The organism is Pseudomonas sp. BP6, assembly GCF_017875935.1.
Taxonomy (GTDB): Bacteria; Pseudomonadota; Gammaproteobacteria; order Pseudomonadales; family Pseudomonadaceae; genus Aquipseudomonas; species Aquipseudomonas putida_Y.
This window is the reverse complement of the sequence record NZ_JAGINI010000001.1, coordinates 4,232,673-4,255,866: the sequence shown is the minus strand read 5'-3', so window position 1 is coordinate 4,255,866 and position 23,194 is coordinate 4,232,673. Positions and strand designations below refer to the sequence as shown.

The window sequence follows — 23,194 nt, the reverse complement described above, 5'->3', positions numbered from 1 at the left end:
TGGGAGCGGGCATGCCCGCTCTCACAGGGGCCCAGCCTGTCAGCGTAGCCCGCGTTGCAACTCGTCGAGGTCGCGAATGTACTTGAACACCTTGCGCGCGGCGGCAGGCGGCTTGTTCCGCGCCTTCTCGTGCTGGGCATGGCGCACCAGCGAGCGCAGTTGCTGGCGGTCGGTGTCGGGGTACTCGTTGACGAAGCGCTCGAGGTCTTCGTCGTTACCGTCGATCAACCGGTCACGCCAGCGCTCCAAACTGTGGAAGCGTTCGTTGTACTGGCGAGTCGAGCTGTCCATCTGCTCGAGCAAGGCGTGGATGGCATCGAGGTCTTGCACGCGCATGAGCTTGCCGACGAACGACATGTGGCGTTTACGGGCGCCATGAGCGGTGTGCTTGCTGGCCTCGGCCAGTGCCTTGCGCAGCTCGTCGGTCAATGGCAGGCGCGCCAAGGTATCGGCCTTGAGCGTGGTAAGCCGCTCGCCGAGTTCGACCAGCGCATGCAGTTCGCGCTTGATCTGGGTTTTGCTTTTTTCGCCGTCGAAGGCGTCGTCGTTTGAATCAACCATGGTGGCAGTCCGCTAGAAATCGCCGCCATGATAACCAGTCGGGGGCCGCTTGTCCGGCCCGGTCGTAGAATGACCCCAAGCCGTACGCAGAATTTGAGTGGAGAGAACCATGAGTGCAGTCCAGAGCGTAGGTCCGAGAGACCTGCCAGCATTGCAGGAACAGGTCGAGGCGATCATCGCCGAGGCGCGTCGTCAGGGGGCCAGTGCCTGCGAAGTGGCGGTGTCGCTGGAGCAGGGGCTGTCCACCACCGTACGCCAGCGTGAGGTCGAAACGGTCGAGTTCAACCGCGACCAGGGCTTTGGTATCACCCTCTATGCTGGCCAGCGTAAAGGTTCGGCCAGCACCTCGGCCAGTGGCCCGGAGGCGATCCGCGAGACCGTCGCCGCAGCGCTGGCAATTGCCAGGCACACCTCCGAGGATGAATGCTCGGGCTTGGCCGACGCGGCACTGATGGCGCGTGAAATCCCTGATCTGGACCTGTACCACGACTGGGATATCGAGCCCGAGAAGGCCATTGAAATGGCCTTGGCCTGCGAGGCCGCGGCCTTCGACGCCGACCCGCGCATCCTCAACGCCGATGGCACCACCCTCAATACCCACCAGGGCTGCCGCGTGTATGGCAACAGCCATGGATTCATCGGTGGTTACGCCTCGACCCGGCACAGTCTGAGCTGCGTGATGATTGCCGAAGGCGACGGGCAGATGCAGCGTGACTACTGGTACGACGTGAACCGCCAAGGCAACCTGCTGGCCGACCCGCGCAGCATCGGCGTGCGCGCTGCCCAGCGTGCCGCCAACCGCCTTGGCGCCCGGCCGGTGCCGACTTGCGAGGTACCGGTGCTGTTCTCGGCCGAATTGGCCGGTGGCCTGTTCGGTAGCTTCCTGTCGGCCATTTCCGGCGGCAACCTCTACCGCAAGTCGTCGTTCCTGGAGGGTACCATTGGCCAGCGCCTGTTCCCTTCCTGGCTGACCCTCGACGAGCGCCCGCATATTCCGCGTGCGTTGGGCAGTGCTGCGTTCGACGGTGATGGCCTGGCCACCTATGCCAAACCTTTTGTCGAAAAAGGCGAGCTGGTGTCGTACTTGCTGGGCACCTACTCCGGGCGCAAGCTGGGTTTGCCGAGTACTGCCAATTCCGGTGGCGTGCACAACCTGTTCGTCAGCCACGGTGTCGAAGATCAGGCCGCGCTGATTCGCCGCATGGGGCGCGGGCTGCTGGTGACCGAACTGATGGGGCATGGCTTGAACATGGTGACGGGGGACTATTCCCGTGGTGCGGCGGGGTTCTGGGTCGAGAATGGCGAGATTCAGCATGCCGTGCAGGAAGTCACCATCGCCGGAAACATGAAGGACATGTTCCAGCAGATTGTCGCGATTGGCAGCGATCTTGAAACCCGTAGCAACATTCATACGGGCTCGGTGCTGATCGAGCGGATGACCGTTGCTGGTAGCTGATCTTTAGCCTGCGCCGGCCCTTTCGCGGATCAATCCGCTCCTACACGGTAGTGGACGCACATCGGGGCGGGGACACAGGCCGTTGTAGGAGCGGGTTTACCCGCGAAGAGGCCGGCACAGCACTACACCTTCTCTGCAAATCCAAAGACCCGGCCCTCGCGCCGGGTTTTTATTTCATCACCTTTTTCTTGAAGTGATTCTGTTTATCACTTAATAATGAATATCATTATCCAGTAACCCGGCGATGATGTTCATGAAATCCGTCCTCCGCGAACTGCCCTACCTGGAAAACTGGCGCTGGCTCAGCCGGCGCATTCGCTGTGCGCTCGACCCCGACGAGCCGCGCCTGATCGAGCATTACCTGGCCGAAGGCCGCTATCTGGTGTGTTGCACCGAAACCTCGCCATGGACGGTGGCGCTGACAGCGTTTCGCCTGCTGCTGGATACCGCCTGCGATCGCATGCTCCCCTGGCATTGGCGTTGCCTGTGCCTGGATCAGGCGTGGCGCCCTCTGCTGGACTTGCGCAACCTCGACCGCCAGGAACAGAACCAACGCTGGCAACCCTACGCCCTGCAGTTGGCCAATTGCCGTCTGCTGCCTTCGATTTCTCCCGATGAACTGATGCAAGGATTTGATGATGAGTGATACCCGTATCGAGCGTGACAGCATGGGTGAGCTGCAGGTGCCGGCCCAGGCCCTCTACGGCGCCCAGACCCAGCGCGCGGTCGACAACTTCCCGATCAGCGGCCAGCGTATGCCGGCCCAGTTCATTCGTGCCTTGTTGCTGGCCAAGGCCGCTGCGGCCAAGGCCAACGTCGAACTGGAGCAACTGTCTGCCGGGCAGGGCCAGGCTATCGTCAAGGCTGTCGAGCAACTGCTGGCCGAGGACTTCATCCAGCACTTCCCGGTGGATGTGTTCCAGACAGGTTCTGGCACCAGTTCGAACATGAACGCCAATGAGGTGATCGCCACCTTGGCTACCCATGTACTGGGTGAGGCGGTCAATGCCAATGACCACGTCAACTGTGGCCAGAGCAGCAATGACATCATTCCGACCACCATCCACGTCAGCGCCGCGTTGGCCCTGCACGAGCAGTTGCTGCCAGCCCTGGCGCACCTGGTACAGGTGATCGAGGTCAAGTCGGCACAAGTACATCAATTCGTGAAGACCGGTCGTACTCACCTGATGGACGCGATGCCCGTGCGCATGAGCCAGGTGCTGGATGGCTGGGCTGCGCAGATCAATGCTGCCAAGGCGCATATCGAAGCGATGCTGCCGCACCTGCAGGCGCTGGCCCAGGGCGGAACTGCCGTGGGTACCGGCATCAACGCCCATCCGCAGTTCGCTGTCGGTTTCGCTCGCCAGCTCAGTGGCCTGACCAAGGTCGAGTTCACGCCCGGCCAGAACCTGTTCGCACTGATCGGCTCGCAGGACACTGCCGTGGCGTTGTCTGGCCAGCTCAAGACCACCGCGGTGGCGTTGATGAAAATCGCCAACGATCTGCGCTGGATGAACTCCGGCCCGCTGGCCGGTCTGGGCGAAATCGAGCTGCAAGCTCTGCAGCCGGGCTCTTCGATCATGCCAGGCAAGGTCAACCCGGTGATCCCGGAGGCCACTGCCATGGTCTCCGCCCAAGTGATTGGCAACGACGCGACCATCGCCGTCGCAGGCCAAGCCGGTAACTTCGAGCTGAACGTGATGCTGCCGGTGATCGCCCGCAACCTGCTGGAAAGCATCGAGCTGATGGCCAATGTCAGCCGCTTGCTGGCCGACAAAGCCATCGCCAGCTTCAAGGTCAACGAAGACAAACTCAAGGAAGCCCTTGCGCGCAACCCGATCCTGGTCACTGCATTGAATCCGATCATCGGCTACCTCAAAGCCGCCGAAATCGCCAAGACCGCCTACAAGCAGGGTCGTCCAATCATCGATGTGGCGCTGGAGCACACCAACCTGTCCCGCGACCAGCTCGAAGCGCTGCTGGACCCGGAAAAACTCACCGCCGGCGGTATCTGACCCTGCGTCCTCGCCCAGGAGACAACCGTGCAGCACTGGAAACGCACCACGGAAACCGCCAACCGCCTATTCGAACTAGGCGAGCTGGTGGACGCCCGGGAACACTACCTGCAAGCCTTGGCGTTGGCCCAGCTGCTGTTCGAGCGCTGGCATGACGTGGACGAAGCGGTGGCTGCATTCGTCATCGCCCACCACAACCTGGCTGACCTGCACCTGCGCCTTGACCAGCCGCATGAAAGCGCCGACTACCTGTGCGCTGCTCACCAGCGACTGCTGCAGGCCTGCCAGGAAGTGCGCCTGCCTCAGGCGCTGCGTGATGCCGCCTTGCGCCACAGTGCGCGCACTTACACCGAGCTGCTGAGTTTCATTGCCGAGTATGGCCAGTACCCGCGTACCGAGCGCTTGCTCAACCGCCACAGCGCCGGGGCCAGCGAGCTCGCTGCCCAGCCGGATGTAACACCCAGAACCCATGCCTACGGAATTCACTGACATGCCCCATACCTTGCCTGCATTGCCATACGCCTACGATGCGCTGGAACCACACATTGATGCCCAGACAATGGAAATCCACCACACCAAGCATCACCAGACTTACGTGAACGGCCTCAATGCCGCCCTCGAAGGTACCGAGTGGGCCGAATGGCCGGTGGAAAAACTGGTCGCTGCCGTCAAGCAACTGCCGGAAAACCTGCGTGGCGCCGTGACCAACCACGGCGGTGGTCACGCCAACCACAGCCTGTTCTGGACTGTCATGTCGCCTCAGGGCGGTGGCGAGCCTGTGGGCCAACTGGCGCAAGCCGTCACTGCACAACTTGGCGGCTTCGAGGCTTTCAAGGAGGCTTTCACCAAAGCCGCGTTGACCCGCTTCGGCAGCGGATGGGCCTGGCTCAGCGTGACGCCGCAAAAAACCTTGATGGTGGAGAGTAGCGGCAACCAGGACAGCCCGCTGATGCACGGCAATACGCCGATCCTCGGCCTGGACGTGTGGGAGCACGCTTACTACCTCAAGTACCAGAACCGTCGTCCGGAATACATCGGTGCCTTCTACAACGTCATTGACTGGGTGGAAGTTGAACGTCGTTACCTCGAAGCCCTGAAGTGAGTCGGACCGGTATGCGCTCTGAGGTGATGTCTGTCAGCAGTGTGCGCCTGTTCCGCCTGGCGCTTGGGACTTTGCTTTTGTTGGCTGGCGCCGCGTTATTGGTGGCGCGGGGCCTCGCCTGGCTAGACCTCGACCCGCGCATGCTGCGCGCCCTGGAGGGCGGTGCTTTATGCGCACTGGGTACGGCACTGGGCGCAGTACCGGTACTGGTCATTCGCAATATGCCGGTGGCGCTGGCGGATACGCTATTGGGCTTCGGTGCTGGCGTGATGCTGGCGGCCACCGCGTTTTCCCTGATCATGCCGGGCCTGGCGGCGGCTCAGTCTATTGGCTTCAGCCCTTGGGGGGCAGGTGGCCTGGTCAGTTTTGGCCTGATGTTCGGGGCGTTGTGCCTGTTCCTGGTCGACCTCAAGGTATCCTGGGCTTCGCCGGAGGCGTTGGTGGGCACGGCAAACCAGCCGGTGATCGCAGCGCGCATCTGGCTGTTCGTGATTGCCATAATTGCCCACAACATCCCCGAAGGTATGGCCATTGGTGTGTCGGCCGGGGGTGGCATGGCCGACGCCGACAGCCTGGCCATGGGCATTGCCTTGCAGGATGTGCCTGAGGGGCTGGTGATCGCGCTGGTGCTGGCAGGGGCGGGCATGCCGCGCTTCAAGGCCTTCCTGATCGGCGCAGCCTCAGGCTTGGTCGAGCCGCTGGCGGCGTTGATCTGTGCCTGGCTGGTGAATGTTGCCGAACTGCTGCTGCCGCTGGGGCTGGCCTGTGCAGCGGGGGCGATGTTGCTGGTGGTCACCCAGGAAATCATTCCAGAATCGCGCAGCAACGGCCATCATCGTCTGGCCAGCCTGGGGCTGTGTACAGGTTTCTGTCTGATGATGGTGATGGATACCGCGATGTCCTGATGCAAGCGCAGGTGTGTGGGGGGCTATTCGCCTTCGTCAAAGAAGTTGTTGATCAGCTCGACCAGTGCATCCATGGCGTCGCTGTCCTGCTCGCCTTCGGTATGCAGGTGCACCTGGGTGCCTTTGCCTGCTGCCAGCATCATCACCGCCATGATGCTCTTGCCATCCACCAGCTTGTCCGGGGCGCGACCGACCCGCACCTGGCAGGGGAAGCGGCCGGCCACACCGACGAACTTGGCTGCCGCCCGGGCATGCAGACCCAGCTTGTTGATGATGGTGATTTCGCGGGCGGGCATCGTGGGGCGGATCCTTGGGCTAGAGGTCGCGATGGCGGACCTGGACGTTTTTCAGGGTTTTCTGCAACTGTCGACCAAGGCGCTCGGTGATGTACACCGAACGGTGATGGCCGCCAGTGCAGCCGATGGCGATGGTTACGTAGGCGCGGTTGCTGGCAGCGAAGCGGGGCAACCACTTGAGCAGGTAGCTGGAGATGTCGTTGTACATGTCTTCGACATCCGGTTGTGCGGCCAGGTAGTCGATCACGGGTTGATCGAGACCCGAGTGCTCACGCAGCTCTGGCTTCCAGTAGGGGTTGGGCAGGCAGCGCACGTCAAAAACCAGGTCGGCGTCGACCGGCATCCCCCGCTTGAAACCGAACGACTCGACCAGAAACGCTGTGCCGGGCTCGGGCTGGTTCAGCAGGCGCAGCTTGATCGAGTCACGTAACTGGTACAGGTTCAGGTTGGTGGTGTCGATCTTCAGGTCGGCCAGGTCGGCAATAGGGCCCAACAATTCGCTTTCCACGCGGATCGCTTCCGCGAGCGAGCGGTTGGCGTTGGTCAGGGGGTGCCGCCTGCGGGTTTCCGAGAAACGTTTGAGAAGGACCTCTTCATCGGCATCCAGGTACAACACGTCACACTGGATGTGCCGGGCGCGGGCTTCTTCAAGCAGTTCGGGGAAGCGCGTCAGGTGGCTGGGCAGGTTGCGCGCATCGATAGACACCGCCACCTTGGGCTGCAGCAAATCGGTGTTGATCAGTGCATTTTCCGCCAACTGCGGCAGCAGCCCGGCGGGTAAATTGTCGATGCAATAGAAACCGCTGTCTTCCAGGACATCGAGGGCGGTGCTCTTGCCGGAGCCGGACCGGCCGCTGACGATGATCAGGCGCATGTTCAGTGCTCGTTCTGTACGTCCAGGACAACCTGGAACAGGGCCTCATTGCTGGTGGCCGCACGCAGCCGATCACGGACTTCCTTGCGATCGAGCATGCTGGCGATCTGACGCAGTAGTTCAAGGTGGGCATCGGTGGCCGCTTCGGGCACCAGTAGCACAAACAGCAGGTCAACCGGCGCGCCATCGATAGCGTCGTAATCGATAGGGGCTTCCAGGTGCAGCAGGGCGCTGACGGGAGCGGAGCATCCTTCAAGCCGGCAGTGCGGGATGGCGATGCCATTGCCGAAACCGGTAGAACCGAGCTTTTCCCGGGCTACCAGTTTTTCGAAGACGTCCTGCATCTCCAGTTCTGGCACTTGGTCGGCGATGACAGTGGCGACCTTTTCCAGGGCGCGCTTCTTGCTGCCGCCCGGCACGTTCACGAGGGAACGGCCGGGGGTCAGGATGGTTTCAAGTCGGATCATGGATGAGGGGGATCAGCGGGCAGCTGCACCTTGCAGCAGGCTTTGCTGTTTTTCCTTGTGTTTTTTCAGTTGGCGGTCGAGCTTGTCGGCCAGGGCGTCGATCGCTGCATACATGTCTTCGTGTTCGGCGTTGGCTACCACTTCGCCGCCGGGAATCTGCAGGGTCGCCTCGACCTTCTGCTGAAGCTTCTCGACTTTCATGATTACCTGCACGTTGGTGATCTTGTCGAAGTGACTCTCCACGCGGGCGAGCTTTTCAAGCACGTAATCGCGCAGTGGCTGGGTGACTTCTACATGCTGTCCACTGATATTGACTTGCATACAGCTTCTCCTTTGTTGCCCGTGCATAAAGAGGCAGGTCTTGCACCTGCCACGAAAACGCTGTGGCACATCTCAGGGGCTACATCAGTCGCTTGCGCTCGCTCGACGGTGCGATGCCGAGTGACTCGCGGTACTTGGCGACGGTGCGACGGGCTACCTGGATGCCTTGTGCCTCCAGTAAACCAGCGATCTTGCTGTCACTCAATGGCTTTTTCTGATTTTCCGCTGCAACCAGTTTCTTGATGATCGCGCGGATCGCCGTGGACGAGCATTCTCCGCCTTCGGAGGTGCTGACATGGCTGGAGAAAAAGTATTTCAGTTCGTAGATGCCACGCGGGGTGTGCATGTATTTCTGCGTGGTAACCCGTGAGATGGTCGATTCGTGCATGCCTACTGCTTCGGCAATATCATGCAGCACCAGCGGCTTCATCGCTTCGTCGCCGTGGTCGAGGAAGCCGCGCTGGTGCTCGACGATCTGCGTGGCGACCTTCATCAGGGTCTCGTTGCGGCTTTGCAGGCTCTTGATGAACCAGCGCGCTTCCTGCAGCTGGTTGCGCATGAAGGTGTTGTCGGCGCTGGTGTCGGCACGGCGAACGAAGCCGGCGTATTGAGGGTTGACGCGCAGGCGTGGGATGGCTTCCTGATTCAGTTCTACCAGCCAACGGTCGCTGTCCTTGCGCACGATGACGTCGGGCACCACGTACTCGGGCTCGCTGGACTCGATCTGCGAACCCGGGCGCGGGTTAAGGCTTTGCACCAGCTCGATGACCTGGCGCAGTTCGTCTTCCTTGATTTTCATCCGCCGCATCAGCTGGCTGTAGTCACGGCTGCCGAGCAGGTCGATGAAGTCGGTGACCAGGCGCTTGGCTTCGGTCATCCACGGAGTTGTAGCGGGTAGTTGGCGCAGTTGCAGCAACAGGCATTCACCGAGGTTGCGGGCGCCGACGCCAGCCGGCTCGAACTGCTGGATGCGGTGCAGTACTGCTTCGACCTCGTCCAGCTCGATATCCAGCTCCGGGTCGAAACCGGCGCAGATTTCCTCGAGTGTGTCCTCCAGGTAGCCCTGACCGTTGATGCTGTCGATCAGGGTCACGGCAATCAAGCGGTCGGTATCGGACATCGGCGCCAGGTTCAACTGCCACAGCAGGTGGCTTTGCAGGCTCTCGCCGGCCGATGTACGGGTGGTGAAGTCCCACTCGTCGTCATCGTTGCTCGGCAGGCTGCTGGCGCTGGTCTGGTAGATATCTTCCCAGGCGGTATCGACCGGGAGCTCGTTGGGGATGCGCTCGCTCCACTCACCGTCTTCCAGATTGTCGGCGCTAACGGCGCTTTCCTGGAAGCTGTTGTCCTGAACTTCGGCGGCCGGTTTGTTCTCGGCGTTGTCGGCCATCGGGTCGCTGTTGTCGAAGTCTTCGCCGTCTTCCTGACGTTCGAGCATCGGGTTGGACTCCAGCGCTTCCTGGATTTCCTGTTGGAGGTCCAGGGTAGAGAGCTGGAGCAGGCGGATGGCCTGTTGCAACTGAGGTGTCATCGTCAGTTGCTGGCCCATTTTTAGGACGAGCGATGGTTTCATGGCAGGGGCTTAATACCTTGTTCGCCGGCGCGCATGCGCCATCCACTACACGAGGGCGCCGGAGCGCCAGATCAAGCAAGTTTTATGCCTTAAATTGTAGCGTTTGCCTAGAGTACCGTAACAACTTTACCCGCAGTCTCACGGCTTGCTTGCCAGTACTTCAGGCGCTTTTCGGGTCAGAGGCGGAACTCGTGGCCCAGGTAAACTTCTTTGACCAGGTCGTTTGCCAGGATGGTTTCAGCGTCGCCTTCGGCGATCAGTCGGCCATCGTTGACGATGTAAGCGGTCTCGCAGATATCCAGGGTTTCACGCACGTTGTGGTCGGTAATCAGTACACCGATACCTTTGGCCTTGAGGTGGTGGATGATCTGCTTGATGTCGCCGACTGAAATCGGGTCGACACCGGCGAACGGTTCGTCCAGCAGGATGAATTTGGGTGCGGTCGCCAGGGCGCGGGCAATCTCGACACGGCGGCGTTCGCCACCGGACAGGCTCATGCCGAGGTTGTCGCGGATGTGGCTGATGTGGAACTCCTGCAGCAGGCTTTCCAGCTCTTTGCGGCGGCCGTCCCGGTCGAGGTCCTTGCGGGTCTCGAGGATGGCCATGATGTTGTCGGCTACCGACAGCTTGCGGAAGATCGAGGCTTCCTGGGGCAGGTAGCCGATGCCGGCGCGCGCGCGGCCGTGCATGGGCTGGTAGCTCACATCGAGGCTGTCGATCAGTACGCGGCCCTGTTCGGCCTGGACCAGACCGACAATCATGTAGAAGCAAGTGGTCTTGCCGGCGCCGTTGGGGCCGAGCAGGCCGACGATCTGGCCGCTGTCGATCGACAGGCTGACATCACGTACTACCTGCCGCCCCTTGTAGCTCTTTGCCAGGTGCTGGGCTTTGAGGGTTGCCATTTACTCGGCCTTCTTCTTGGGCTGGATCACCATGTCGATACGCTGACGGGGTGTTGTCACGTTGCTACCGCGACCGGCGGTCGCCACCTGGGTCTGGGTGTTGTAGACGATCTTCTCGCCTTCGGTGGTGTTGCCTTCGTTCTCGACCTTGGCGCGGTCGGTGAGAATTACCAGGTCCTTCTGCGCCTGGTACTGGATGGTCACGCCCCAGCCTTTCATCTTGTCTGGCTTGGCTGCGCTCTGCTGCTGCTCGAAGTAGGCCAGGTTGCCCACCGAGGTCACTACGTCGATATCGCCGGAGGCGGAGCGGGTAATGGTCACGGTGTTGCCTTTGATCATCATCGAACCCTGGGTGATGATCACGTCGCCGGTGTAAGTGGCCACGCCTTGCTTGTCATCCAGGTGGGCGTTGTCGGCCTGGATGCGAATAGGCTGGTCACGGTCATTCGGCAGGGCGAGGGCGCTCGCGCTTCCCAGTGCTGCGCTCAGGCTGAGCAAAAGGGGGAGGGTTTTAACGAGCCTCATACTGTCCTCTTACGTTAGAGAGCAAGTCCATCTTGCCTTCTTTCAAATACGCTTTCATGCCTTTGCCCGTAGTTGTGCCTCCGGCGCCGTCGATTCTAACGGCTTGCTCGGTCTGCGCATATTGCTTCTGCGGGAACACGGTCATGCGTGAGCTGGTAATGATGGTTTCACGCTGCTTTTCATCGGTGCGGGCAATCCGTACCTTGTCAATCAGTTCGACCTCGGTACCGTCCGGATTGACCTCGGCGCGTGTGCTCTGCACATGCCACGGGTACGCAGTGCCGCGGTACAGGTGCAGGTCCGGTGTGGTCACTTGTGTGATTTCGCTGGTCTTGAGGTGTTCGATCCTGTCGGCGGTCATTTCGTATTGCAGCTTGCCGTCGGGCAGGAACTGCACGCTGTGGGCGTTGATCGCGTAGTAGTCGATGGCGCTTTCATCGACTTGGGCCACGGGCTTGTCGAGGAAGCTTTCGGGGCTGACATTCCAGTAGCCAATGGCTACCAACAGGGCGGCTATCGCCCCGAGCAGCACAATGTTTCGGGCTTTCTTGCTGAGCATGGGCAGCCTTACAGGTAGTTGGCGTTGGCAGCGTCCAGGGTGCCCTGGGCGTGCATGATCAGTTCGCAGAATTCACGGGCCGCGCCTTCGCCGCCACGTGCCTGGGTCACGCCGTGGGCATGCTGGCGTACGAATGGTGCGGCGTTGGCTACGGCCATGCCCAGAGCCACCCGGCGAATCACCGGCAGGTCGGGCAGGTCGTCGCCCAGGTAAGCCACTTGATCATAGCTTAGGCCCAGTTCGGCGAGCAGGCCGTCAAGTACCACCAATTTGTCCTCCCGGCCTTGGAAGAGGTGCGGGATACCGAGGTTCCTGGCCCGGCGTTCGACCACTGGGGTCTTGCGCCCGCTGATGATCGCGGTGGTCACGCCCGAGGCCATGAGCATCTTGATGCCCTGGCCGTCGAGGGTATTGAACGTCTTGAATTCGCTGCCATCCTCGAGGAAATACAGGCGCCCGTCGGTGAGCACGCCGTCCACGTCGAACACTGCCAGCTTGATGCCTTTGCCGCGTTGCATGAGGTCCTGGTTCATTCCATCGCTCCTTTACATTACGCCGGCGCGCAGCAGGTCATGCATGTTCAGGGCGCCGGTAGGGCGGTCTTCACGGTCCACCACCACCAGAGCGTTGATCTTGTGGTCTTCCATTATCTTCAGGGCTTCGGCGGCGAGCATGTCGGCACGCGCAGTCTTGCCATGAACGGTCATGACCTGGTCGATCAGAGTGGTGTGCACATCGATGTTGCGGTCCAGGCTGCGGCGCAGGTCACCGTCGGTGAAGATCCCGGCCAGCTTGCCGTCGGCTTCGACGATCACGGTCATGCCCAAACCTTTATGGGACATTTCCAGCAGCGCGTCCTTGAGCAGGGTGCCGCGTGGTACTTGAGGCAGATCGTCGCCGGCGTGCATCACGTTCTCGACCTTCAGCAGCAGGCGGCGGCCCAGCGCTCCCCCGGGATGTGAGAAGGCAAAGTCCTCGGCAGTGAAGCCGCGGGCTTCAAGCAGGGCGATGGCCAGGCAGTCGCCCAGCACCAGCGATGCGGTTGTCGAGGAAGTGGGGGCCAGGTTCAGCGGGCAGGCCTCTTGCTCGACGCGGGCGTCAAGATTGACTTCGGCGGCCTGGGCCAGCGGCGAGTCTGGGTTGCCAGTCAGGCTGATCAGCTTGATACCCAGGCGCTTGATCAGTGGCAGCAGGGTGACGATTTCGGCAGTGCTGCCGGAATTCGACAGGGCAAGGATGACATCGTCGCGGGTGATCATGCCCATGTCGCCATGGCTGGCTTCGGCCGGGTGTACGAAAAACGCCGGGGTGCCGGTGCTGGCCAGGGTCGCGGCGATCTTGTTGCCGATGTGCCCGGACTTGCCCATGCCGACCACGACGACCCGGCCCTTGCTGGACAGAATCAGTTCGCAGGCTTTGACGAAATTGTCGTCGATGCGCGCCAAAAGGGCCTCCACGGCCTTGAGTTCCAGGCGCAGAGTGCGTTGGGCGGATTGGATCAGCTCGCTGGATTGGCTCATGTCGAAAAAGCAATGCCTGATGAAAAGGCGACGATTATACGCGCAATGATGAAAACCCTCACCTCCTCGATTACTGCAGCAAATACCACCAAAGTCTGTCGCGGGGCTGAACGGCTGGTTGCCCGGCCTTGGGGCGGCGCTGTCAGCGGTGCTATAGTTCGCCGCTATTCGGCCTGTCAGGGGTGCTTGTGCCTTCCAGATGGAGGCCGGCGTCCATTAGGACGAGGCTGCATAAGCAAGGAGTCTAGATGAGTGTGGATAGCGCCTACGCGGTCGAGTTGAAGGGTGTGACCTTCAAACGCGGTTCGCGCAGCATTTTCAGCAACGTCGACATCAGCATCCCGCGCGGCAAGGTCACCGGCATCATGGGGCCATCGGGTTGCGGCAAGACCACGTTGCTCCGCCTGATGGGCGCGCAGTTGCGCCCCGCGAGCGGTGAGGTATGGGTTGCCGGGCAGAACCTGCCGACGCTGTCGCGCAGCGACCTGTTCGACGCCCGCAAGCAGATGGGCGTGCTGTTTCAGAGCGGCGCGTTGTTCACCGACCTCGATGTGTTCGAGAACGTTGCGTTCCCGCTGCGCGTGCATACTCAGCTGTCGGACGAGATGATCCGTGACATCGTGTTGATGAAGCTGCAGGCCGTGGGCCTGCGCGGTGCCATCGACCTGATGCCCGACGAGCTGTCCGGTGGCATGAAGCGCCGTGTGGCACTGGCCCGGGCGATTGCCCTGGACCCGCAGATCCTCATGTACGACGAACCGTTCGTCGGCCAGGACCCGATCGCCATGGGGGTACTGGTGCGCCTGATTCGCTTGCTCAACGATGCTTTGGGCATCACCAGCATCGTGGTTTCCCATGACCTGGCAGAAACCGCCAGCATCGCCGATTACATCTACGTGGTAGGTGACGGTCAGGTGCTGGGCCAGGGGACGCCTGATGAGCTGATGGGCTCGGACAATCCACGGATCCGCCAATTCATGAAAGGCGATCCGGACGGCCCGGTTCCCTTCCACTTTCCCGCGCCTGACTACCGCGCCGACCTGCTGGGGGCGCGTTGATGCGCAGAAAATCCTTACTCGAACGTGTCCGCCTGCTGGGCCGCTCGGCAATCGACGTGCTGGCCGTGCTCGGGCGTTCGTGCCTGTTCCTGTTCCATGCGCTGGTCGGTCGCGGTGGCATTGGCGGCGGTTTCCAGCTGCTGACCAAGCAGTTGTACTCGGTCGGTGTGCTGTCGCTGGCGATCGTCGTCGTGTCCGGGGTGTTCATCGGCATGGTGCTGGCGCTGCAGGGCTACAGCATCCTGACCAAGTACGGCTCGGAGCAGGCGGTAGGGCAGATGGTCGCCCTGACCCTGCTGCGTGAACTTGGCCCGGTGGTAACGGCATTGCTGTTTGCCGGCCGTGCCGGTTCCGCGCTGACCGCTGAAATCGGCAACATGAAGTCTACCGAGCAGCTGTCGAGCCTGGAAATGATCGGTGTCGACCCGCTCAAGTACATCGTTGCACCACGCTTGTGGGCCGGTTTCATCTCGCTGCCGTTGCTGGCGCTGATCTTCAGCGTGGTCGGTATCTGGGGTGGTTCGTGGGTGGCGGTGGACTGGCTGGGCGTCTACGAGGGCTCGTTCTGGGCCAACATGCAGAACAGCGTTTCTTTCACTGACGACGTGCTCAACGGGCTGGTCAAGAGCCTGGTGTTTGCTTTCGTCTCGACCTGGATCGCCGTATTCCAGGGGTACGACTGTGAGCCCACCTCAGAAGGGATCAGCCGTGCAACCACCAAGACCGTGGTCTATGCCTCGTTGGCAGTGCTGGGTCTGGACTTTATTCTGACCGCCTTGATGTTTGGAGATTTCTGATGCAAAACCGCACCCTGGAAATCGGTGTCGGCCTGTTCCTCCTGGCCGGGATCCTGGCGCTGCTGCTGCTGGCCCTGCGTGTCAGCGGGCTGTCGGCCAGCCCGAGCAGTGATACCTATAAAGTTTATGCTTACTTCGACAATATCGCCGGTTTGACGGTCAGAGCTAAAGTGACCATGGCCGGTGTGACCATCGGCAAGGTCACCGCCATCGATCTGGACCGTGATTCCTACACCGGTCGGGTGACGTTGCAGTTGGACAAGTCGGTCGATAACCTGCCGACCGACTCCACTGCCTCGATCCTGACCGCCGGTTTGCTTGGTGAGAAGTACATCGGCATCAGCGTTGGCGGTGAAGACGAAGTCCTCAAGGATGGTTCAACCATCCATGACACTCAGTCGGCACTGGTGCTGGAGGATCTGATTGGCAAGTTCCTGCTCAACTCTGTTGGCAAGGAACCGAAAGAAGCGCAACCGGCTAATTAAGGAGTATCCATGATTTCGATCCTGCGACGTGGCCTGCTAGTGCTACTGGCGGCCTTCCCCCTGCTGGCTCTGGCTGCGCAGACACCGCACGATGTGGTTCAGGGCACCACCAATGAACTGCTCGGCGACCTCAAGGCCAACAAGGAGCAGTACAAGTCCAACCCCAACGCCTTCTATGACTCACTCAACCGCATTCTCGGCCCGGTGGTGGATGCTGACGGTATCTCGCGCAGCATCATGACCGTGAAGTACTCGCGCAAGGCGACCCCGGAGCAGATGCAGCGCTTTCAGGAGAACTTCAAGCGCAGCCTGATGCAGTTCTATGGCAATGCCTTGCTCGAATACAACAACCAGGGCATCACTGTCGACCCGGCTAAAGCCGATGACGGCAAGCGCGCCAGCGTCGGCATGAAGGTTACCGGCAACAACGGTGCCGTTTACCCCGTGCAGTACACCCTGCAGAACATTGGCGGCGAGTGGAAGGTGCGTAACGTGATCGTCAACGGCATCAACATTGGCAAGCTGTTCCGTGACCAGTTCGCCGATGCCATGCAGCGCAACGGCAACGACCTGGACAAGACCATCGATGGCTGGGCAGGCGAAGTGGCCAAGGCCAAGCAGACGGCCGACAGCTCGCCAGAGAAGAGCGTCAAATGAGTGAGGCTGCTGTAAGCATGGCAGAGCCGGGCGTGCTACGTCTGACTGGCGTGCTGGATTACCGCAGCGGCCCGGCCTTGCGCAAGCAAGGCAAGGTGCTGATCGATGGCTCGCGCGAGCCGCGACTGGTGCTTGATTGCTCGGCTGTCGAGAAGTCTTCGAGTGTCGGCCTGTCGCTACTGCTTGGGTACATTCGTGATGCTCAGGCCACCGGCAAGGCGTGCGAGGTGCGTGGCATGCCCGACGACATGCGGGAAATTGCCGAGGTCTATGATCTCGATGAAGTGCTGGCAAGCTAATGGCCAGGCACGAATGATGGCCCCTCGGTCAGCGAAGCCTTCGTTGGGCTTCGCAGGCGAGGGGCTTTTTTGTATGATGGCCGACCCGTGCGCATCGGGCGCCGATTGAGGTTGAGCATGCAGGCCGTAGAAGTTAAAAGCTTCCTTGAAGAGAAATTGCCGGGTTCCCGGGTCGAAGTTGAAGGCGAAGGCTGCAACTTCCAGTTGAACGTGATCAGCGACGAGTTGGCTGGCCTGAGTCCGGTCAAACGCCAGCAGGCGATCTATGCTCACCTGAATCCGTGGATCGCCAATGGCAGCATCCATGCGGTAACCATGAAATTTTTCAGCAGCGCAGCCTGGGCTGAGCGCACCTGAGCCAACTTGGCGGCGAGACTCCAATGGACAAACTGATTATTACTGGCGGCGCTCGCCTTGACGGCGAGATCCGCATTTCGGGTGCGAAGAACGCAGCCCTGCCGATTCTGGCAGCGACTCTGCTGGCCGATGGCCCGGTCACCGTGGGCAACCTGCCGCACCTGCACGACATCACCACCATGATCGAGCTGTTCGGGCGCATGGGCATCGAGCCTGTGATCGACGAAAAGCTGTCAGTGGAGATCGATCCACGCACCATCAAGACCCTGGTCGCGCCGTACGAGCTGGTCAAGACCATGCGCGCCTCGATCCTGGTGCTGGGCCCGATGGTTGCCCGTTTCGGCGAGGCCGAAGTGGCCCTGCCTGGCGGTTGCGCCATTGGCTCGCGCCCGGTCGATCTGCATATCCGTGGTCTTGAGGCCATGGGGGCGAAGATCGAAGTGGAAGGCGGCTACATCAAGGCCAAGGCGCCTGAAGGTGGCCTGCGCGGTGCGCACTTCTTCTTCGACACCGTCAGCGTGACCGGTACCGAGAACATCATGATGGCCGCTGCCTTGGCCAAGGGCCGCAGCGTGTTGCAGAACGCCGCGCGTGAGCCTGAAGTGGTCGACCTGGCCAACTTCATCAACGCCATGGGCGGGAACATTCAAGGTGCAGGTACCGACACCATCACCATCGATGGTGTCGAACGACTGGATTCGGCCAACTACCGCGTGATGCCGGACCGCATCGAGACCGGTACCTACCTGGTCGCCGCTGCCGTGACCGGTGGCCGTGTCAAGGTCAAGGACACCGACCCTACCATCCTTGAAGCCGTGCTGGAAAAACTCAAGGAAGCGGGTGCCGACATCACCACCGGCGAAGACTGGATCGAACTGGACATGCATGGCAAGCGGCCGAAAGCCGTCAACCTGCGTACCGCCCCGTACCCGGCGTTCCCGACCGACATGCAGGCGCAGTTCATCTCGCTGAATGCCATTGCCGAAGGCACTGGCGCGGTCATCGAGACCATCTTCGAAAACCGCTTCATGCATGTTTACGAAATGCACCGCATGGGCGCGCAGATCCAGGTCGAAGGCAACACCGCCATCGTCACTGGCGTCAAGGCGCTGAAGGGTGCCCCGGTCATGGCCACCGACCTGCGTGCTTCCGCCAGCCTGGTGCTGTCGGCGCTGGTTGCCGAAGGCGATACCCTGATCGATCGCATCTACCACATCGACCGTGGTTACGAGTGCATCGAGGAAAAACTGCAGATGCTCGGCGCGAAAATCCGCCGCGTACCGGGCTAATGCCCCGCGGGTGCAAGGACGCACCTTTTGAATTGAATGCGGCCAGGTCGATGACCTGGCCGGCAGCAGCCGCTTAAGGACCGACGTTCCAATGTTGACCATCGCGCTTTCCAAAGGCCGTATTCTCGACGATACCTTGCCGTTGCTGGCCGAGGCCGGCATCGTGCCGACCGAAAACCCGGACAAGAGCCGCAAGCTGATCATCCCTACCACGCAGGACGACGTGCGTCTGCTGATCGTGCGTGCCACCGACGTGCCGACCTATGTCGAGCATGGTGCCGCCGACCTGGGTGTGGCCGGCAAGGACGTGCTGATGGAGTACGGCGGCCAGGGCCTGTATGAGCCCCTGGACCTGCAGATTGCCCAATGCAAGCTGATGACCGCGGGCGTAGTCGGCGCAGCCGAGCCCAAGGGGCGCCTGCGCGTGGCCACCAAGTTTGTCAACGTAGCCAAGCGTTACTACGCCGAACAAGGTCGCCAGGTCGACATTATCAAACTGTATGGCTCGATGGAGCTTGCACCGCTGATCAACCTTGCCGACAAGATCATCGACGTGGTCGACACCGGCAACACCCTGCGTGCCAACGGCCTGGAGCCCCAGGAGCTGATCGCCACGATCAGCTCGCGCCTGGTGGTCAACAAAGCCTCCATGAAAATGCAGCACGCCCGTATCCAGAGTCTGATCGAGACGCTGCGCGGAGCGGTCGAATCGCGACACCGCGGCTAACGCTCTACTTGCTGCGCGCGGCCTTCGCTGTCGCGCCCGTCTATCCGCGTCATAGCCATTTTTCTCGGGTGCCCGCGCGGATGGACTGGTAGCTTGGGATTGTGCGAAAAGTCGCCGAGCGGCGATCATGCAAGAACGAAAACAGGCGAGGAACGGCCGGGGTCGCGCCCGACTTTGCTGGTTGCAAATGAGCATTCCGAGCCTGTTTTTAACGTAGCATGGTCGTCGCGCAGGCACTTTTCGCCCAATCCCCTAGGGCGCCTGAGCATTCGCTATTATTACGAGGCCCTCGCCATGACCGTGTCCACTGCAATTGCCCGTCTCAACGCTGCTGATCCGGATTTCGCCCGACATCTGGATCATCTGCTGAGCTGGGAAAGTGTGTCCGATGACGCGGTCAATCAGCGCGTGCTCGACATCATCAAGGCCGTGCGCGAACGCGGCGATGCGGCACTGGTGGAATTCACCCAGCGTTTCGATGGCGTTGATGCCAAGTCGATTGACGACCTGATCCTTGATCGCGCGCGCCTGGAACTGGCGCTGACCCGTATCACCCCCGTCCAGCGTGAAGCCCTGGAAAAGGCCGCCAACCGTGTGCGCATCTATCACGAGCGGCAGAAGCAGGATTCCTGGCAGTACACCGAGGCCGACGGCACCGTGCTCGGCCAGAAGGTCACCCCGCTGGATCGTGCTGGCCTGTATGTGCCGGGCGGCAAGGCGTCGTACCCGTCGTCGGTGCTGATGAACGCCATCCCGGCCAAGGTTGCCGGCGTGGCTGAAGTGGTGATGGTGGTACCGACCCCGCGGGGTGAGGTCAACGAGCTGGTGCTGGCGGCTGCCTGCATCGCCGGTGTCGACCGGGTGTTCACCGTCGGCGGTGCCCAGGCCGTGGCTGCGCTGGCCTACGGCACTGAAAGCGTGCCGCAGGTGGACAAGATCGTCGGCCCGGGCAACATCTACGTTGCCACCGCCAAGCGCCACGTGTTCGGCCAGGTAGGCATCGACATGATCGCCGGCCCCTCGGAAATTCTCGTGGTGTGCGACGGCCAGACCGACCCGGACTGGATCGCAATGGACCTGTTCTCCCAGGCCGAGCACGACGAAGACGCCCAGGCCATCCTGGTCAGCCCGGATGCCGCCTTCCTCGATCGCGTGGCCGCCAGCATCGACAAGCTGATGCCGACCATGGAGCGTGCCGATATCATCGAGAAGTCGATCAATGGCCGTGGTGCGCTGATCCAGGTGCGAGACATGCAGCAGGCCATGGAAGTGGCCAACCGCATCGCACCGGAGCACCTGGAGCTGTCGGTGGCCGACCCGCAAGCCTGGCTGCCACACATTCGCCACGCTGGCGCGATATTCATGGGCCGCCACACCAGCGAAGCGCTGGGCGATTACTGCGCTGGCCCTAACCACGTGCTGCCCACTTCAGGTACCGCGCGTTTTTCGTCGCCGCTGGGGGTGTATGACTTCCAGAAGCGGTCGTCGATCATCTTCTGCTCCGAGCAGGGCGCGTCCGAGCTGGGCCACACTGCCTCGGTCCTGGCCCGTGGCGAGTCGCTTACTGCCCACGCCCGTAGTGCCGAATACCGTATCCTGACCCAAGACAAGGGGAACTGAGCATGAGTCGATTCTGGAGCCCCTTCGTCAAGGGCCTGGTGCCTTACGTGCCGGGCGAGCAACCCAAGCTGGCGCGCCTGGTCAAGCTGAACACCAACGAAAACCCCTATGGCCCGTCACCCAAGGCGCTGGAGGCCATGCGCGGCGAGCTTAACGATAACCTGCGCCTGTATCCGGACCCGAACGGTGACCGTCTCAAGCAAGCGGTGGCCGAGTACTACGGCGTGACGCCGGCGCAAGTGTTTGTCGGCAACGGCTCGGACGAGGTGCTGGCGCACATCTTCCATGGCCTGTTCCAGCACGATGCGCCCCTGCTGTTCCCGGACATCAGCTACAGCTTCTACCCGGTCTACTGCGGGCTGTACGGCATTGCCTTCGAACAGGTGGCGCTGGATGAGCAGTTCCAGATCCGCATTGAGGACTACAAAAAGCCCAACGCTGGCATCATCTTCCCCAACCCCAACGCGCCGACCGGTTGCCTGATGCCGTTGCAGGTGGTGGAGCAGTTGCTGCAGGCCAACCGTGATTCGGTGGTGGTTGTGGATGAGGCCTACATCGATTTCGGTGGTGAAACGGCGATCAGCCTGGTGGACCGCTACGATAACCTGCTGGTTACCCAGACGCTGTCGAAGTCGCGCTCGCTGGCGGGTCTGCGAGTTGGCCTGGCGGTAGGGCACCCGGACCTGATCGAAGCGCTGGAGCGGATCAAGAACAGCTTCAACTCCTATCCGCTGGACCGTGCAGCTATCGTCGGCGCGGCGGTGGCGTTCGAAGACCGTGAGTATTTCGAGGAAACCTGCCGCAAGGTGATAGACAGCCGCGAGGAACTGGTCGGGCAGTTGCAGGCCAAGGGCTTTGAGGTGCTGCCGTCGGCTGCCAACTTCATCTTCGCCCGCCACCCCCAGCAGGATGCTGGCGAGCTGGCGGCACGCTTGCGCGAGCAGGGCGTGATCGTGCGCCACTTCAAGCAGCCGCGTATTGCCCAGTTCCTGCGGATCACCATCGGTACGCCGGAAATGAACCAGGCACTGCTGGATGCGTTGAGCTGACGTGTAGGAGCGGGTTTACCCGCGAATACGGTAGCGGCGGCAGCGGCGAACGGTCGGTTGAAATTGGCCAGCAGGCCCGGCCCATTCGCGGGTGAACCCGCTCCTACAACAGCCTGTGCGCGTCCATCGTAGGAGCGGGTTTACCCGCGAATACGGTAGCGGCGGCAACGGTGAACGGCTGGTGAAATTGGCCAGCAGGTCCGGCCCTTTCGCGGGTGAACCCGCTCCTACACGCGGCCTGCGCCAAACCACCGAGCTGTGTCCACCCCCAATCCGGCGTAGGAGCGGGTTTACCCGCGAATACGGTAGCGGCGGCAACGGTGAATGGCGGGTGGTAATTGGCCAGCAGGCCCGGCCCTTTCGCGGGTGAACCCGCTCCTACACGCGGCCTGCGCCAAACCACCGAGCTGTGTCCACCCCCGATCCGGCGTAGGAGCGGGTTTACCCGCGAATACGGTAGCGGCGGCAACGGTGAATGGCGGGTGGTAATTGGCCAGCAGGTCCGGCCCTTTCGCGGGTGAACCCGCTCCTACGGGGATCGCGCCAGCCCTTGAGAAGCGACAGAACAGTTGCTTCAAGGGCTTAATAGCGGTGGCCTTCGATCACAAACGACTTGGCTGCCGGCCTGTTGCGCACCGCCGCCGGTGTACCATCAAGCACCAGTACATAATCGTTCTGCTTGTCCATGCCCTCCGGATCGGTCCATTGCTCGTCTCTGGCCGCAACCTGGGCAACCACATGGCCGTTCTTGATAATGGTCAGATAGCCATTGGCGCTGCTATTCCAGCGTAGCCGTCCTTTGTTTTCGTCGGCCCGCGCCTTGCGTACGCCGGTATCACCCAGTAAAGGCGTGCCGTCCAATAGCCATTCCGGCTGCAGCTTGAGGCCCATGTGGCACAGCACCGTAGGCGCTACCGAGGTCTGCGCGGGTAGCCCGTACAGGTTGCCGGGTCCAGGCATCTCCACGGGAATGCTCAGCTCGGTCAGCTCCTCATTCAACGGCTTGTTGCTGGCGATGAAAATACGCTTTTCCTGCTCCGAAGCACCACCATGGCCTTTCCCCCAATAATCGCGGCCATGGTTGGTACTGACGATTACCAGCCAGTCTTCCTGCGGGAACATGCGACGACGCTGGTCTACCTTGTCCAACAGCCGTCCGATCTCGCTGTCGGCCTTGCGCAACGCCTGCGCATAGCGCTCACCATAACCCCTGTGATGGCCGATCTGGTCAGGTTCGTCCAGTTGAATGAACGTGAAATCAGCAGGTGTGTCGTCGAGGATCTGCAACGTACGCTCAATCACCTGTTCATCTGGCAAACCACTTTCGCGTACATCGGCGTCATGGGCGTCCTCCAGCAGAAATGCCGTGTTGATGGGCGACCCGTTGACGATGCTGGAGAGGTAGGCATTGGGGTAGGCCAGGCGTAGCCGCTTGAACAGGCTCGGAAACGCCGGGTTTACCCGTTGCGAGTCGTCGTCCGATTTAACGCCATGCTTGTTGCTCCATACCCCGGTCAGCAAAGTGATCCAGCCTGGACCGCTCAAGGTGGGTTGCTCGCTGGATTTACCATTGACCCCCCCGGCGTAAGCCTTGCCGTAGTGCAGACGCTGTTTCAGGTTGGTCGCATCGCCCAGTTGCAGGTATTGCTGCAACTGTACGCCGTCAAGGCCGATGAGCAGGGTTTTAGGGCGGCTCGGGTGCCGGGCCGTGTCACAGCCTGGCTGCAGGGTCAGGAACAGCAGTAACAGCAAACTCGCCAGTCGCATGTTGGCGCATCCT

General features: G+C 61.4%; 28 protein-coding genes. 16 read left to right on the top strand and 12 right to left on the bottom strand.

Features of this window, described 5'->3' with window-relative positions; translation table 11 throughout:
* Positions 1 to 39 precede the first annotated feature (39 nt).
* The gene (yjgA, locus tag J3A98_RS19335) at positions 40 to 561 is read right to left on the bottom strand and encodes a ribosome biogenesis factor YjgA (RefSeq protein ID WP_003255152.1); all 522 of its coding nucleotides are present in this window, start codon (positions 559 to 561) and stop codon (positions 40 to 42) included.
* 109 nt (positions 562 to 670) lie between these two features.
* Between yjgA and pmbA the strand changes: the two genes are divergently transcribed.
* From pmbA to J3A98_RS19305, 6 genes are all read left to right on the top strand, one after another.
* Positions 671 to 2,017, top strand: coding sequence for a metalloprotease PmbA (pmbA, locus tag J3A98_RS19330; RefSeq protein WP_176683751.1), 1,347 nt, complete (start codon positions 671 to 673; stop codon positions 2,015 to 2,017).
* Between the two features lie 244 nt (positions 2,018 to 2,261).
* Complete coding sequence (locus J3A98_RS19325) at positions 2,262 to 2,663, top strand: hypothetical protein (RefSeq protein ID WP_012051310.1); 402 nt, start codon at positions 2,262 to 2,264, stop codon at positions 2,661 to 2,663.
* Complete coding sequence (locus J3A98_RS19320) at positions 2,656 to 4,032, top strand: class II fumarate hydratase (protein WP_209967840.1); 1,377 nt, start codon at positions 2,656 to 2,658, stop codon at positions 4,030 to 4,032. Before J3A98_RS19325 ends, J3A98_RS19320 begins: the two co-directional genes overlap by 8 nt.
* A 27-nt stretch (positions 4,033 to 4,059) precedes the next feature.
* Positions 4,060 to 4,521 (top strand): hypothetical protein, encoded by a 462-nt coding sequence (locus tag J3A98_RS19315; RefSeq protein WP_209967838.1) that lies wholly within the window; start codon positions 4,060 to 4,062, stop codon positions 4,519 to 4,521.
* Position 4,522: 1 nt separating this feature from the next.
* Positions 4,523 to 5,134, top strand: coding sequence for a superoxide dismutase (locus tag J3A98_RS19310; protein WP_176683748.1), 612 nt, complete (start codon positions 4,523 to 4,525; stop codon positions 5,132 to 5,134).
* 11 nt (positions 5,135 to 5,145) lie between these two features.
* A complete protein-coding gene (locus tag J3A98_RS19305) occupies positions 5,146 to 6,039 on the top strand; it encodes a ZIP family metal transporter (protein WP_049586462.1) in 894 nt (297 codons plus the stop codon).
* Between the two features lie 23 nt (positions 6,040 to 6,062).
* On the opposite strand, the gene J3A98_RS19300 is transcribed toward J3A98_RS19305, so the two are convergent.
* The 10 genes from J3A98_RS19300 to J3A98_RS19255 form a co-directional block, all read right to left on the bottom strand.
* Positions 6,063 to 6,335 (bottom strand): HPr family phosphocarrier protein, encoded by a 273-nt coding sequence (locus J3A98_RS19300; RefSeq protein WP_010952144.1) that lies wholly within the window; start codon positions 6,333 to 6,335, stop codon positions 6,063 to 6,065.
* Positions 6,336 to 6,354: 19 nt separating this feature from the next.
* Entirely contained in the window at positions 6,355 to 7,209 is an 855-nt protein-coding gene (gene rapZ / locus J3A98_RS19295; RefSeq protein WP_176683746.1) for an RNase adapter RapZ, read from the bottom strand.
* 2 nt (positions 7,210 to 7,211) lie between these two features.
* Positions 7,212 to 7,676, bottom strand: coding sequence for a PTS IIA-like nitrogen regulatory protein PtsN (gene ptsN, locus J3A98_RS19290; RefSeq protein WP_003255137.1), 465 nt, complete (start codon positions 7,674 to 7,676; stop codon positions 7,212 to 7,214).
* A 12-nt stretch (positions 7,677 to 7,688) separates the two neighbouring features.
* Positions 7,689 to 7,997, bottom strand: coding sequence for a ribosome-associated translation inhibitor RaiA (gene raiA / locus J3A98_RS19285; RefSeq protein ID WP_003255135.1), 309 nt, complete (start codon positions 7,995 to 7,997; stop codon positions 7,689 to 7,691).
* A 79-nt stretch (positions 7,998 to 8,076) separates the two neighbouring features.
* The gene (locus tag J3A98_RS19280; protein WP_028697418.1) at positions 8,077 to 9,570 is read right to left on the bottom strand and encodes an RNA polymerase factor sigma-54; all 1,494 of its coding nucleotides are present in this window, start codon (positions 9,568 to 9,570) and stop codon (positions 8,077 to 8,079) included.
* 176 nt (positions 9,571 to 9,746) lie between these two features.
* Positions 9,747 to 10,472 (bottom strand): LPS export ABC transporter ATP-binding protein, encoded by a 726-nt coding sequence (lptB, locus tag J3A98_RS19275; protein WP_209967836.1) that lies wholly within the window; start codon positions 10,470 to 10,472, stop codon positions 9,747 to 9,749.
* A complete protein-coding gene (gene lptA, locus J3A98_RS19270; RefSeq protein ID WP_209967834.1) occupies positions 10,473 to 10,997 on the bottom strand; it encodes a lipopolysaccharide transport periplasmic protein LptA in 525 nt (174 codons plus the stop codon).
* Positions 10,984 to 11,556, bottom strand: a complete 573-nt coding sequence (gene lptC, locus J3A98_RS19265) for an LPS export ABC transporter periplasmic protein LptC (RefSeq protein ID WP_209967832.1) — start codon at positions 11,554 to 11,556, stop codon at positions 10,984 to 10,986. Before lptC ends, lptA begins: the two co-directional genes overlap by 14 nt.
* 8 nt (positions 11,557 to 11,564) lie before the next feature.
* Positions 11,565 to 12,089, bottom strand: coding sequence for an HAD family hydrolase (locus J3A98_RS19260; RefSeq protein WP_176683742.1), 525 nt, complete (start codon positions 12,087 to 12,089; stop codon positions 11,565 to 11,567).
* Between the two features lie 12 nt (positions 12,090 to 12,101).
* Positions 12,102 to 13,076 carry a KpsF/GutQ family sugar-phosphate isomerase gene (locus J3A98_RS19255; protein WP_176683741.1) on the bottom strand — a complete coding sequence of 325 codons (975 nt, stop codon included), beginning with the start codon at positions 13,074 to 13,076 and terminating at the stop codon, positions 12,102 to 12,104.
* Positions 13,077 to 13,324: 248 nt separating this feature from the next.
* Here J3A98_RS19255 and J3A98_RS19250 point away from each other — a divergent pair, with 248 nt between their 5' ends.
* The 10 genes from J3A98_RS19250 (at position 13,325) to hisC (ending at position 21,414) form a co-directional block, all read left to right on the top strand.
* Positions 13,325 to 14,134 carry an ATP-binding cassette domain-containing protein gene (locus J3A98_RS19250; RefSeq protein WP_003255127.1) on the top strand — a complete coding sequence of 270 codons (810 nt, stop codon included), beginning with the start codon at positions 13,325 to 13,327 and terminating at the stop codon, positions 14,132 to 14,134.
* Entirely contained in the window at positions 14,134 to 14,931 is a 798-nt protein-coding gene (mlaE, locus tag J3A98_RS19245) for a lipid asymmetry maintenance ABC transporter permease subunit MlaE (protein WP_003255125.1), read from the top strand. The genes J3A98_RS19250 and mlaE overlap by 1 nt, the downstream gene beginning before the upstream one ends.
* Positions 14,931 to 15,416 (top strand): outer membrane lipid asymmetry maintenance protein MlaD, encoded by a 486-nt coding sequence (mlaD, locus tag J3A98_RS19240; protein WP_176683740.1) that lies wholly within the window; start codon positions 14,931 to 14,933, stop codon positions 15,414 to 15,416. The genes mlaE and mlaD overlap by 1 nt, the downstream gene beginning before the upstream one ends.
* A 9-nt stretch (positions 15,417 to 15,425) precedes the next feature.
* Positions 15,426 to 16,073: an ABC transporter substrate-binding protein gene (locus J3A98_RS19235; RefSeq protein WP_176683739.1), complete on the top strand. Its 648-nt coding sequence runs from the start codon at positions 15,426 to 15,428 to the stop codon at positions 16,071 to 16,073.
* Positions 16,070 to 16,372, top strand: a complete 303-nt coding sequence (locus tag J3A98_RS19230; RefSeq protein ID WP_176683738.1) for an STAS domain-containing protein — start codon at positions 16,070 to 16,072, stop codon at positions 16,370 to 16,372. Before J3A98_RS19235 ends, J3A98_RS19230 begins: the two co-directional genes overlap by 4 nt.
* Positions 16,373 to 16,489: 117 nt before the next feature.
* The gene (locus tag J3A98_RS19225) at positions 16,490 to 16,729 is read left to right on the top strand and encodes a BolA family protein (protein ID WP_003255121.1); all 240 of its coding nucleotides are present in this window, start codon (positions 16,490 to 16,492) and stop codon (positions 16,727 to 16,729) included.
* Between the two features lie 23 nt (positions 16,730 to 16,752).
* Positions 16,753 to 18,018, top strand: coding sequence for a UDP-N-acetylglucosamine 1-carboxyvinyltransferase (gene murA, locus J3A98_RS19220; protein ID WP_176683737.1), 1,266 nt, complete (start codon positions 16,753 to 16,755; stop codon positions 18,016 to 18,018).
* Positions 18,019 to 18,109: 91 nt separating this feature from the next.
* Complete coding sequence (gene hisG / locus J3A98_RS19215; protein ID WP_021781861.1) at positions 18,110 to 18,745, top strand: ATP phosphoribosyltransferase; 636 nt, start codon at positions 18,110 to 18,112, stop codon at positions 18,743 to 18,745.
* 294 nt (positions 18,746 to 19,039) lie between these two features.
* Entirely contained in the window at positions 19,040 to 20,365 is a 1,326-nt protein-coding gene (gene hisD / locus J3A98_RS19210; RefSeq protein ID WP_176683735.1) for a histidinol dehydrogenase, read from the top strand.
* A 2-nt stretch (positions 20,366 to 20,367) separates the two neighbouring features.
* A complete protein-coding gene (gene hisC, locus J3A98_RS19205) occupies positions 20,368 to 21,414 on the top strand; it encodes a histidinol-phosphate transaminase (protein ID WP_209967830.1) in 1,047 nt (348 codons plus the stop codon).
* 582 nt (positions 21,415 to 21,996) lie between these two features.
* Here the strand turns inward: hisC and J3A98_RS19200 are convergent.
* On the bottom strand, positions 21,997 to 23,181 hold the full coding sequence (locus J3A98_RS19200; protein WP_209967827.1) for an alkaline phosphatase family protein: 1,185 nt from the start codon (positions 23,179 to 23,181) through the stop codon (positions 21,997 to 21,999).
* Positions 23,182 to 23,194: the final 13 nt, after the last annotated feature.